A 12240-nucleotide genomic window follows, 5' to 3' on the forward strand; every position below is an offset into this window, starting at 1 on the left:
CCGCACCGCCCTCTCCACACATCGCCGCCTGCTGTTCTCCGCATGCCTCACCGCATCTTCGTCGTCGACGATCACGCGATCACGCGCAAAGGCTACGTCTTCCTGCTGGGCGAGGAAGACGACCTCACGGTGTGCGGCGAGGCGGCCTCGGCACGCGACGCGCTGGACCAGATCGACGCCGTGCAGCCGGACTTGCTCATCGTCGACGTCATGATGGACGGGATGAGCGGCCTCAACCTCGTCAAGCACCTCCAGCAGACGCGTCCCGGCCTCCCGATCCTGGTCGTCTCGATGCATGAGGAAGCGCTCTACGCCGAGCGGGCGCTGCGGGCGGGCGCACGCGGCTACCTGATGAAGACCGAAGCCAGCCGGGCCGTCGTCGATGCCGCACGGCGCGTGCTGCGCGGCGGCCTCTACGTCAGCGAGTCGATGAACGACCACATGCTGCGACAGTACACGAGCCCGGAGGGCCAGGACGCCACGTCGCCGCTGGCGCGCCTCAGCGACCGCGAGTTGGAGGCGTTCGAGCACCTGGGCCGGGGACTGAAGACCAGCGCCATCGCCGAGGTCATGCACGTCAGCCCGAACACGGTCGAGTCGTACCGGGCCCGGATCAAGGAGAAGCTCGGGCTCAGCGACGGCGCGGCGTTGGTGCTCTACGCCGTGCGCCACGTCGAGCAGCGCAGCCTTCCCTGATGCCCAAGTTCGCCCCGTCGTCGCCGAGTCATGACCTCGCAGGCATGCAGGGGCGCACCGTCGTGACCACGCCGCGCGCCGACAGCGTTGCGTCCATCGAGGAGGCGTTGAGCACCGAGTTTGCGCTTACGCTGCTGCGCGTGGAGCGGATGCGGGCCACGCTGGTGGCAGGCTTCTTCGCCGCCGTGGCCGCGGCGCTGGCCCTGCGCCTCGCGCTGGCGACGGGCACCGATCCTGCATGGAACTGGGTCGAACCCACATTTGGCGTGCGGCTCGTGGTTACGCTCGCACTCCTCGCCGCGCAGGTGTTCGTCCGACACCTGCTGGTGCGCCGCATCAAGGCGCGGGCCCCGCTGTCCGAGGCGGCATGGTACGTCATGGCGACCGCGGAGATCTTCGCGCTTGCCGCGGTGGCGTACTTCATCCAGAGCGTTTCGCCCATTCCAGAGGACTTTGGGTACGAGGTGCGGGTCGTGGTGCTGCTGTTGTTCGTGAGCCTCTCCGTGCTGAGGCTGCGTGCGGGGCTCTCCGTGCTGACCGGGCTGCTGGCGGGAGGAGCCTACCTTGTGATTGCGAGCACATTTGGCCCCGATGCGGGTTCCGTGCTCTTCGGCGGGATCCCGGAGGGCTACTTCTGGGGAGCCGGCATGATCGTAGGGAGCGGTGGGGTCGCCGGAGCCCTCGCGTGGCAGCTGCGTCACCAGGTCCTGCGCCTCATCCGCACCCTTGCCGAGCGCCACCTGCTCGAACGCGAGGCCGCGCAGGCCGCCGACGCCGAACGCCACCGGATCGGACGGGACCTGCACGACGACCTCGGTGCCCGCCTGACTGGCATCGCGATGCTATGCCGAAGCCTCGTGCACCGTGCCCAAAAAGGACGCCCCGTCGAGGCGAGTAGGCTGGAGGACGTGGCCCTGGAAGCCGAGGCGAGCGTGGAGGAGGCCCGTCGGCTCGCCCAAGGACTCAGCCCGCTCGACCTGGTGGACGGCCACCTCGCCCACGCGCTCCGGTCGCTAGCGAAGCGCACCGAGGATGCCACAGCCATCGCCGTCACGCTCCACACGACGGGTCCGCTGGACGATGCGCTCGACGTGCTGCGCCCGGACCAACGCGAGCACCTCTACCGCATCGCTCAGGAAGCGGTCGCGAACGCGGCCAAGCACGCGCAGCCAACCGAGATCGCCCTCACGCTCGCGGCAACGGACGAGGGACTCCAACTCAGCGTCCGCGACAACGGGGGCGGATTCGCGGACGCATCTGAAGAAGAAGGTGAGCGACTAGGCCTGCGCACCATGCGGCAGCGCGCGCGCTTGATCGGCGCCACGCTTCGCATTCAAGCGGGCCCGAACCACGGCACACGCGTCGCATGTGTCGTGCCGAGGGACACGCGCCCGGCTGGCTCGTGACCGACGTGGGTACTGGCGAGCGGTAGGCGCGGCCACCCGTCTGGGTAGAGGCTGACCGCCCGCAAAGACGGCGTTCTGCCGCGTGCAGCGGGACCATGCACGCTCGGCGCATCAGAATGCAACGAGGATGCAACGCCTCGGAGGGCCCGACCGGCCATCTTGCTTGCACCATCGTGCACGCTAAGCGTCGGGACTGTGCGGTCGCAGGCGTTTCCACGTGCCACCCCCATTCGCTCATCCACCCGACCCTCGGTGCTATGAATGTCTCGATACCGTGCGCTGGCCGGAGCCTGTCCTTCAGGAGCTTGCTCCCGAGCCTCGTACTCAGCCTCCTCGGCGCCCTACTCTCGCTGCCCCCGGCCCAGGCCCAGCCTTCGTCGCCATGGACTGAGCTGTGCGCGCAGCGCCTCGCGCCCGATAGCGCATCGCCGACCTACCCGTCGCGGTCTCACCTGCGCAAGGCCACACCAGGGCCGTCGGCTGCCCGGCTGGGGTGTGCGGACATGGGGCGCGCCTCGGATGCCCGCCATCGCACACACAGGCGGGTGGTGCACGCGGAGGGCACCATGATGCTGCTGGAGGAACTCGTCGAGGAGTGGACCGGCTCGGCGTGGGCGATTGTTTTCCGCACCCTCCGCACCTACGAGGACGGCCTCCAGACAGAGCTTCTGGAGCAGCTATGGACTGGCGCGGCGTGGGCCAACAACTTCCGCAGCCTCGACACCTACGAAGACAGGCTCCTGACGGAAAGCGTGGGCCAGTTTTGGGACGACACGGCATGGGCGAACAGCTCCCGTGACCTCTTCGCCTACGAGGATGGTTTCCAGACGGAGAACGTGTTCCAGTCTTGGGACGGCTCGGCGTGGGTGAATAACGTCCGCCTCTTCGATACCTACGAGGAGGGCCTCTTGGGAGAAGGGCTCGTCCAGGTGTGGACCGGCACGGCGTGGGAGAACAACACCCGCAGCCTCTTCACCTACGAGGACGGCACGCTGCTACTGCTGGAGGAACTCGGTGAGGCGTGGACCGGCTCGGCCTGGGAGAATGGCATCCGCAGCCTCTTTACCTACGAAGACGGCCTCCTCGGAGAGGGGGTCGCCCAGGTGTGGACCGGCACGGCGTGGGAGAACAGCACCCGCGCCTTTCGCACCTATGAGGACGGCTTCGCCACGGAGATCACCCTCCAGATTTGGGACGACTCGGCGTGGGCCAACAACGTCCGCATCCTCGACACCTACGAGGGCGGTCTCCTGACGGAGACCGTGAGCCAGGTTTGGGACGACTCGGCGTGGGCCAACAGCGCCCGCAACCTCATCGCCTATGAGGATGGCCTCGAGACCGAGCGTGTGATTCAGGATTGGGACGGCTCGGCGTGGGTGAACAACATCCGCGTCCGCTCTACCTACGGGAACTCCACGGCCGCGGAGGACGGACCCACAACTCCACGCGCCCGCCTCGCAGCCTACCCCAACCCGACGCGCGGCGCGCTCACCGTCGCCCTTGAGATGCCCATGGCCGGGGCGCTCCGCCTCGCCGTCTACGACCTCCTCGGGCGGCGCGTGGCTGAGCAGCCCGAGCGCACACTCCCAGCCGGGGCGCACGAGCTGCCGCTAGACCTGAGCGCGCTGCCGACCGGGGTCTACGTGGTGCGCGCCTCGGGGGCTGTGGAGGCGACCCAGCGGACGACGGTCACGCGATAGACTACGCCGCAGCGTTTCCGTGGACGGGCTGGGTGCTCCTCTCAGCTTCCGCTCCAGAGCGGCGGTGCCTCCAAGGTGCCGTCGCTCTTTCCGTGATCGGCCGTGAAGTCGCTCGCCTCGTGGACCAGACCTTGGCGCCGGGGGACCTACGAGGTCGCGTTTGATGGAAGCAGCCTGGCCAGCGGCACGTACGTCTTCCGGCTCGTGTCGGGCACCACCAACGCCCACCGGACCATGGCCCTGCTCGAATAGCGTCTACGAAACTGTGTCATCGAGCGGGGGAGCAGACCGTGGTGGTTGTGCTCTCCCGCTCGGGGTAGGTAGGCTCATGGCGTGTGGGTAGGCTGAGGGGCGGCAGCCGTGGTGTGCCGTGAACGCGTTGGAGAAGTGCGAGACGGTCTTGAAGCCAACAGCGTAGGCGATCTCGCTGACCGTCCCGACGCCCGCTGCGAGTAGCTGCGCGCCCCGTTCCAGTCGGATGCTGCGGATCACGTCGGAGGTGGAGTGTCCCGTGAGGGCGTGCATCCGCCGGTAGAGCTGACTGCGGCTCAGACCGACGGCCTCAGCCAAGTCGCTCACACCGAAGTCCTCGTCGGCGAGGCGCGCCTCGACCGTCTGCCGCACGGCATCCAGCAACGCCTCGTCGGCAGAGGTCACCTCCGGGGTGCTGGGCTGCAGCGCCGGGGGCAACGGGGGAGACAGCGTGGCCGCGTCGAAGGCCGCGTCGCTCTGCTCGCCGAGCACGCGGGCCATGCCTTCCTGGAGGAATCGCTCGCGGAGCCGCTGCCGCCCCGCGATGAGGTTGGCGATGCGTGCCCGAAGTTCGGCTGGGTCAAACGGCTTGGTGAGGTAGTCGTCGGCCTGCTCCTCCAGGCCGCCGATGCGGTCTTCGGGAGTGGCTCGGGCGGTAAGCAGCACCACCGGCAGGAAGTCGGTCTCGGGGTCGGCCTTGAGCGCCCGGCACAGCGCCACGCCGTCGAGTGCCCCCGGCATCATGACGTCGCTCAGCACGAGGTCGGGCAGCAGACGGCGGGCCTTGTCGAGCCCAGCATCGCCGGTGGCGGCTTCCAGGACGCGGTAGGAGGGCGTGCCCCGTTCGAGGTGCCGCCGGATGAACGCGCGCACTTCGGGATGGTCCTCCACGACGAGGACCGTCTTGCGCCCGTCGGCCCCATCGCCGCTAATCTCGTCCACGGTGGCAAGTGTGTTGGTTCCCCCAGTGCTGGTTCCATCGCCCATGGACACGACCGGGGTCTCGGCGGGGGTCTCGGCGTCCCAGCCGACGAGCGGCGCATCGAGATCGACCGACCCCTCGGGCAGGTGAGCGTGGCCGAGGCGGAGCGTGAGCGTGAACGTGCTGCCTTGCCCCACGGTGCTCTCGGCGGTGAGCGTGCCACGGTGGAGGTTCGCCAGTTCCTTCGCTAGCGCCAGCCCGATTCCGGTGCCGAGGCCGGTCCCGACGGCCGGCTCGGCCTCGGATGCGCGGTAGAACCGATCGAAGACGCGGGCCAAGGCTTCCGGCGCGATGCCAAGACCGTCGTCACGCACGGCGACCGCAGCAGCGGTGTCGTCCGCCGTGACCTCGACCCAGACGTGCCCCTCTTCGGGCGTGAACTTGAGCGCGTTCGAGAGGAGGTTCATCGCCACCTTTTCGAGGAGCGCCGGGTCGGCATAGACGACGAGCGGCTCGGCCGGGACCTCCACAGCTAGGGTTAGGCGGCGGCGCTCGGCCAGCGGCGCGATCATGGCGGCCAGCCCGCTCACGAACGCACCGAGGTTGACGGCCTGCGCGTGGAGTGGCACCTGCCCGGCTTCGAGCCGCGACACATCGAGGATCTCGTTGATGAGCGTGAGCACGCGCCCGGCGTTCGTCCGCGCGAGGCTGAGTTGCGTGTCCATTGCGTCCGGTACGGTGCCGTAGTGCCCCGCGCGCACGTCGTCGAGCGGGCCGAGCGTCAGCGTGAGCGGCGTCCGAAACTCGTGGCTCACGTTGGCAAAGAAGCGGCTGCGCGCCCGGTCCAACTCCCGGAGTTGCTCGGCTTCGAGGCGCTCCATCTCCGAGCGGTGGCGCAGCTCGATGCGCTCACGGCGGTATAGCAGGACCATCGCCACCGTCCCGGCAACGGCTAAACCATAGAGGAAATACGCCCACCACGTTCGCCACCACGGCGGCACGACGACTACGCCGAGCGCGGTCCCGGCCTCGTTCCAGACGCCGTCGTTGTTGGTCCCTCGCACCCGGAACGTGTAGCGCCCCGGCGGCACGTTCGTGTACGTCGCCGTGCGCGCAGTCCCGGCTTGCACCCAGCCGTCGTCGAAGCCGTCGAGGCGGTAGGCGTAGCGGTTCTTCTCCGGCGCGGAGTAGTCGAGGGCGGCGAAGGTGAACGCGAAGGCGTTCTGGCGATGGCTCAGCCGGAGTTCGTCCGTGGCCAAGAGCGCACGCCGGAGCACGCCCGTGCTGTCTCCGAGGGCAATGGGCTGGCCGCCCACCCGGAGTTCGGTGAGCACGACCGGCGGCACATGCGGGTTGTCCGTGACCTGCTCGGGGTCGAACGCGTTGATGCCGTGGATGCCGCCGAAGAAGAGTTGCCCGTCGTCGGCGCGGAAGGCGGCCCCGGCGTTGAACTCATTGCTCTGCAATCCGTCGTGCACGTCGAACGTGCGCACGCTCCCCGCCTCGGGGTCGTAGCGCGCGAGGCCCCGGTTGGTGCTCAGCCAGAGGCGGCCTGCCTCGTCCGGCAGCACGGCATAGACGACGTTGTTGGGCAGCCCGTCCCGCGTGGTGATGTGGGCGAACGTCTCCGTTGCGAGGTCCAAGCGGTTGAGGCCGCCGCCGTCCGTGCCGATCCATAGCACCTGCTCGGGCGTGCGGGGATCAGGCGTGATCCAGCGGATGCGCTCGCTGCTCAGGCTCGTGGGATCGCTGGGCACGGTGCGATAGCGGCGCAGCGCCCCCGTGGAGGGGTCGAGGCGGACCAGCCCGGTCTCTGTCCCGAGCCAGAAGCGCCCCTGAACGTCTTCATGAAGCGAGGGGAAGAGCGGATTGACGCTGAAGTCGCGCTGCGGAGTGTGGACGTAGGTCGTGAAGCGGCCTGCCTCCTCACGGTCCCCGTCCTCATCGTCGAGGCGTGCGAGGTAGCGAGCGGTCACGATCCAGAGGTGGCCCGAGCGGCTCCTATGCACGTCGAAGACCCGGTTGCCTTCGATCCCGGCCAGGTCTGCCGACGCCTCAGGTCGCCAGGAGTGGCGCCCGTTGGCGTCGACGTAGTGTCGGAAGCGCCCGGTCGTGGGGTCCAGCCTCACCAGGCCTTCCTCCGTCCCCAGCCACAGCGCGCCGGCAGGGTCTCCTGTGAGCGCCCACACCTGGCCGTAGCCCACGACCTCGCGCACCTGGGCCGAGGCGTCGGACCACACCACGATACGCGGTGCGGCGGGATCGCTCAGGTTGTTCGTGCCGATCCAGACGGTACCGTTCTGGTCTTCGAAGACCGACCGGATGCTTTGGTCGAGGGCGCGGACCGTTCCCTCGCGCTGCTCTGCGATCCGGGAGAACCGCGCTCGGCGGGCGTCGAATCGGCTCAGCCCGTAGCCGCTCGACCCTACCCACAACACGCCGGTTCGGTCCCACAGGAGCTTGGTGAGGCTCCCCGCGCTCACGCTCGTCGCATCGGTGGGGTCGGCGTGGTAGAACGTAAATGACCCGGTCTCGGGATCGAAGCGCCCCAGGCCCACGGGCGTTGCGAGCCACAGGTGCCCGGCAGGCCCTTCGGCGATGTCGTCGATCTGCTCCCAGCCCGGATTCATAGGGAGATCGGGATAGTCGAAGGCGGTGACGCGTAGCCGTCCGGTCGCGGGATCCACGCCGCCATCGACCCGCACCAGTTGGGCGCGAAGACCGACACGCTGGCCCACCCACACGGTGCCGTCTCGCGCCTGAGCCAGGGCGCTGACAGGCAGCTCGGTCAGCAGGTCGAAGCGCTCCGTGGCGGCGTCGTAGCGGTGTAGGCCCGCCGACGATCCCGCCCACATCGTCCCGCGGTCGTCGCGGAGGAGCGCCTTCACGAAGTTGATACGGAGGCTGTCCACGCCAGCCTGTTCGTTGACGACGCGCTCGAAGACCGCGTCCGGGTCGTGGCCATCCTCCTGGCGTAGGTGGAAGAGACCGCCGCCGAGCGTCGCCCCCCAGAGGCGCCCGTTGCCGTCGTCCACGAGCGCGGCGATGGGACCAGCGGGGCTATGGGTGTACCGGACCATTTCGCCAGTGATCTGGCTCAGCCGGTTGAGGCCGCCATCGCGTGTCCCGACCCAGAGATGCCCATCATCACCTTCGAGCAGGGCGGTGACGTGGCTGCTGGAGAGCGTGGCGGGATCGAACGGATCGTGCCGGTGGACGACCAGCGCATGGCCATCGAAGCGGTTGAGGCCATCCTTCGTCCCCACCCACACGAAGCCATGCCGGTCCTGCAGGAGGGCGGCCACGACGTTTTGCGACAGCCCATCGTCGATGGTGAGGTGCCTGAAAACGGGCGTCGAGCCCGGCGACTGCGCAATCGCCTCCACTGCGGCCAGCCACACGACCAGCCCCATCCAGCCTAGTAGCAGCCTTCGTCCTCGGTAGCGCAGCGATCTCACCCGGGCTATCCACGTCAACGTGGGTCGGCTAAGTATAGACACACCCCGCCTTGAGCGATACGGGATCCTGCCTCAGAACCTGGGACGGTGCAACGAGCGAGCAGCGGTCATCACCGTACAAGGCATCCGTCTACGGCGTAGGGTGTTGCCCCACACCGATTATTCCCCGCACCGATTACTCATGGAAACAATCTGGCGAGGTAGGGTATGACGCGCTCATCGCACAGACTGGGCGCGCAGGCCGTATCAAGCGAGAGCGAGGCTTGGCATCGCTTTTGTACCCGCGCTTCACGCGCGCAACCCTGCTGGCATCCAGACGTGCATCGTGGTTGAATCCACCGCGTCCGTCGTTGTATTCTCTGCCAGCTTGCGCGGTCACCCGTCCCCCCGCGGGATCGTTCTTCCCACCAGCCCCATCTGGTTCGCCCGACTATGTTCGACTTCGAGTTTGGTGACTACGACGATCCCACCAGCGGCGACGCGCTGCGCCAGCTCATCGACGCCTATGAGGAGGGCCGCCGCACCGGGAGCGTCGGCTTCTACGACTCGGAGACGCTGGAGGACATCGCCACCTTCTACTTCGAGGAGGGCCGTCTGGAAGACGCCCTGGAGGTGATCGACCGCCTGCTCGACGCCCAGCCCTACTCGTCCGACGCGTGGCTGCGCCGCGGCGTGCTGCTCAACCATCTCGAACGGCACACGGAGGCGCTCGACGCCTACGACCGCGCCCTCGCGCTCAACCCCGCCGACGCGGAGACGCTCATCAACCGCGGCATCACGCTCGACACGCTCGACCGCCTCGACGAGGCGCTCGGCGCCTACTACGCCGTCCTCGACCTCGACCCGCTCAACGAGGACGCGCTCTTCAACCTCGGCATCGCTCTCGAAAAGAAGGGCGACTATGCGCAGGCCATCGGCGTCCTCGGCGAGTGCGCTGACCTTGCGCCGGATCACCCCGAGGTGTGGTACGAACTCGGCTACTGCTACGACCAACTCGGCCGCTTCGACGATGCCATCGCGGCCTACGACAAGCAGATCGACCTGGAGCCCTACTCCGAGAACGCCTGGTACAACCGCGGCATCGTCCTCAACCAGCTTGGCCGCTACGCCGACGCCGTCGAGTCCTACGAGTTCGCCCTCGCCATCCGCGACGAGTTCGCGAGCGCGTGGTACAACAAGGGCAACGCGCTGGCCAACCTCAGCCGCCCCAGCGAGGCCATCGAAGCCTACTTGAAGGTGCTTGCCTACGAGGACGGCGACGCGGCGACGTTCTACAACCTCGGCCTCGCCTACGAAGACCTCGGCGAACTCCCGACGGCCATCGACTACCTTCGCCGCTCGGTGCAGGTCGACCCGCTCTACGCTGACGCCTGGTACGGCCTCGGCTGCTGCCTCGACGCGGAGAACGCCCACGACGAGGCGCTGCTCTGCTTCGCGAAGGCGCTCGAACTGCGCCCCGAGGCGGGCGAGTTCTGGCAGGCCCGCGCCGACACGGAGTACAACGCCGGACGCCTCACCGACTCGCTCCGCTCCTATGCTCGCGTGGTGCAGCTTGAACCGCACAACGCCGACGCCTGGCTCGACCTCGCCGACACGCAGTACGACGCCGGAGCCTACGCCGAGGCGCTCGCCTCCTACGACCGCGCGCTCACGCTCGACGCCCGTTCGGTGGATGCCCTGCTGCGCCGCGCCCACCTGCTCTTCACGCTCGACCGCCGCGCCGAGGCCATCGACTCGCTGCGCCGCGCCTTCGAACTCGACCCTGCCAAGCGCGAAGAGGTGCGCCGCGCCTACCCGGAGCTGGCGTCGGACAGCCAGAGCCGTCACCTGTTCGGTCCGCTGGAAGGCGGAAAGCCTCGCAGCTAGACCGGCCAGCCGCCGACCCACTTCCAAGCCGCCTGGCACTGCGCCGGGTGGCTCTTTTGTGGGCTAGGCGACTTGATCGGGCTCGTTCAGCCCCCAGATCCATTCCAGGATGGCCTTCTGGGCGTGCAGGCGGAACTCGGCTTGCAGCAGGTGCCGCGCCTGCGGGCCGTCGAGTACCGCGCCGTCCACCACTACGCCGCGCCGGACGGGCAGGCAGTGCATGAAGATGCCGTCGTCGGTGCGCTGCATGCGGTCGGTCGTGAGCATCCAGTCGGCATGCTGGGCGCGGAGAGCGGCCTCGTCGTCCGGGGCCTCGTAGACCGCGTCGCCGTGCCACGCTTTGGCGTAGACGACGTGCGCGCCGCCCTCGGCTGCGAGCGCCGCGTCGAGGTCGTCCGTCTCGGCGATGGAGCCGCCAGTCGTCTCCGCGGTCGAACGAGCCGCGTCGAGGATGTCCGCGTCGAGGCCGAAGCCGTCGGGGCGAGCGACGGTGACGTGCATTCCAAGGCGCGCGGCCATGAGCAGCGCCGAGTTCGGGACGGCGCGCGGGAGCGGCTTCGGGTGCGGCGCCCACGCGAGCACGAAGCGATGGCCCTGTGGCAACGTCCCGCGCTCCGCGCCGTGTCTAGCGAAATGCGTGCGGATGGTCGCCGCGTCGCCGAGTTCCTGACACGGGTGCCAGCGCGCCGACTCCAGGTTCACGACGGGCACCGTCGCGACTTCGGCGATGCGGTGAAAGAGCGTGTCGGCGTGGTCGGCGTCGTGGTCCGAGAGCGTGGCGAAGACCCGCACGCCGAGCGCGTCCACGTAGCGGCTGAGCACGCCGACGGCCTCGCGGATGTGTTCGGCGGCGTCGCGGTCCATCGTGATGGGCTGGCCGTCGGGGCCGTGGTCCCGCCACTCAAAGCCCCAGACGCCCTGGCCGGGGTTGAGCGTGACCGCGTGCGCCCCCAGGTGCGCCGCGGCGAGGTCCATCGAGGTGCGCGTGCGCAGCGACGACGCGAAGAACAGCAGCCCGAGCGCCTTGCCCTGCGCGGTCTGCGACCAGCGGCGTTGCTCATGATGGACGAGTGCGCGGTCGAGGCAACGCGTCCAGGCATCCGGCGGGGCGTCGAGCCAGGAAGTGAGCGAGGGCATGGGACAGACGGGTGCGTGGCAAAGCCGGAAGGTAGCAAGCCGTCCCTGCTTTCGTGGCTTGGTGTCCTCGGTTGTCTACGGGCGTGGGTGGGTACCTAGGTCGAGACGCGCCAGAGCCCTAGGTGCGCCCGCAGTGCACGCCGAGGTAAGCTGCACGCCAGGGCAAACCAGGCTGTCCCGGAAGAAGAGCCGCGAAGTCGGCGCGTGCGCGCTAGAGATCGTCAGGCAGCCCAGCGCTGTCGAGCTCGGCCTGGAGGTGCCGCTTGGCATACTCCCAGAGGCCACGAACGCGGTGAAAGGTGCAGCCTTTCATGTCGGCGATCTCCTCAAACGTGTGCCCGACGAAATACTTCAGCTGTACCACCTCGACGGCCTCGTGGGTGCGCGTGTCGCCGTTGCGCTCCATACGTGCTAGGGCTTCGTCAAGGGCGAGGAAGCGCTCCGGGCGCATCGCAGCAGGCATGGTGCCCCCTGTCAGGAGGCGGAGCGGTCGCTGCCCACCGCCGCGCTTGTCAGCCTGCCGCCGCCGCAGTTCGTCCACGATGAAGGTCCGCATGACGCGGGCGCACAGGGCGCGCCGTGAGTATTCAGAGTAGTCTTCCAGGTCGTAGTCGGCAAGGCGCAAGTAGGCTTCGTGGACGAGAGCCGTGGTGTTGTAGGTGTCGAAGTCGCGGACGCGCCGGCGCTGCCGGTGTGCGACCTGACGGATCGCTTCGTAGGCGGCTGCGAAGGGGTCTAATTTCAGTACGGTGTCGCTCATATCTCTGTCCATAAGTGGTACTCAATTAGGGCAATGGTGCTGC

General features: G+C 68.4%; 8 protein-coding genes. 5 read left to right on the forward strand and 3 right to left on the reverse strand.

Going from position 1 to position 12240, the window contains the following annotated elements:
* Positions 1-42: 42 nt before the first annotated feature.
* The 4 genes from AAFU51_04140 to AAFU51_04155 all read left to right on the forward strand — a co-directional run bounded on the left by AAFU51_04140 (position 43) and on the right by AAFU51_04155 (position 4054).
* On the forward strand, positions 43-696 hold the full coding sequence (locus AAFU51_04140) for a response regulator transcription factor (protein ID MEO1570438.1): 654 nt from the start codon (positions 43-45) through the stop codon (positions 694-696).
* The gene (locus AAFU51_04145; GenBank protein ID MEO1570439.1) at positions 696-2102 is read left to right on the forward strand and encodes a sensor histidine kinase; all 1407 of its coding nucleotides are present in this window, start codon (positions 696-698) and stop codon (positions 2100-2102) included. Before AAFU51_04140 ends, AAFU51_04145 begins: the two co-directional genes overlap by 1 nt.
* A gap of 305 nt (positions 2103-2407) precedes the next feature.
* Positions 2408-3802, forward strand: coding sequence for a T9SS type A sorting domain-containing protein (locus AAFU51_04150; protein ID MEO1570440.1), 1395 nt, complete (start codon positions 2408-2410; stop codon positions 3800-3802).
* 102 nt (positions 3803-3904) lie between these two features.
* Complete coding sequence (locus AAFU51_04155; protein ID MEO1570441.1) at positions 3905-4054, forward strand: hypothetical protein; 150 nt, start codon at positions 3905-3907, stop codon at positions 4052-4054.
* Between the two features lie 3 nt (positions 4055-4057).
* On the opposite strand, the gene AAFU51_04160 is transcribed toward AAFU51_04155, so the two are convergent.
* Positions 4058-8434, reverse strand: a complete 4377-nt coding sequence (locus AAFU51_04160; GenBank protein ID MEO1570442.1) for a two-component regulator propeller domain-containing protein — start codon at positions 8432-8434, stop codon at positions 4058-4060.
* Positions 8435-8866: 432 nt separating this feature from the next.
* On the opposite strand from AAFU51_04160, the gene AAFU51_04165 reads away from it, so the two are divergent.
* A complete protein-coding gene (locus AAFU51_04165) occupies positions 8867-10300 on the forward strand; it encodes a tetratricopeptide repeat protein (protein ID MEO1570443.1) in 1434 nt (477 codons plus the stop codon).
* A 63-nt stretch (positions 10301-10363) separates the two neighbouring features.
* Here the strand turns inward: AAFU51_04165 and AAFU51_04170 are convergent, their stop codons facing one another.
* Both AAFU51_04170 and AAFU51_04175 read right to left on the reverse strand, forming a co-directional pair.
* Complete coding sequence (locus AAFU51_04170; protein MEO1570444.1) at positions 10364-11437, reverse strand: N-acetylornithine carbamoyltransferase; 1074 nt, start codon at positions 11435-11437, stop codon at positions 10364-10366.
* A gap of 211 nt (positions 11438-11648) precedes the next feature.
* A complete protein-coding gene (locus tag AAFU51_04175; GenBank protein ID MEO1570445.1) occupies positions 11649-12197 on the reverse strand; it encodes an ECF-type sigma factor in 549 nt (182 codons plus the stop codon).
* Between the last annotated feature and the right edge of the window lie 43 nt (positions 12198-12240).

Source organism: Bacteroidota bacterium (genome assembly GCA_039821555.1).
In the GTDB taxonomy this organism is placed as follows: Bacteria; Bacteroidota; Rhodothermia; order Rhodothermales; family Rubricoccaceae; genus JBCBEX01.

Excerpts from the sequence above, each read along its gene's own strand:
- AAFU51_04140 (MEO1570438.1), top strand. The coding sequence starts at position 43 with ATGCCTCACCGCATCTTCGTCGTCGACGATCACGCGATCACGCGCAAA.
- AAFU51_04145 (MEO1570439.1), top strand. The coding sequence starts at position 696 with ATGCCCAAGTTCGCCCCGTCGTCGCCGAGTCATGACCTCGCAGGCATG.
- AAFU51_04165 (MEO1570443.1), top strand. The coding sequence starts at position 8,867 with ATGTTCGACTTCGAGTTTGGTGACTACGACGATCCCACCAGCGGCGAC.
- AAFU51_04170 (MEO1570444.1), bottom strand. The coding sequence starts at position 11,437 with ATGCCCTCGCTCACTTCCTGGCTCGACGCCCCGCCGGATGCCTGGACG.
- AAFU51_04175 (MEO1570445.1), bottom strand. The coding sequence starts at position 12,197 with ATGAGCGACACCGTACTGAAATTAGACCCCTTCGCAGCCGCCTACGAA.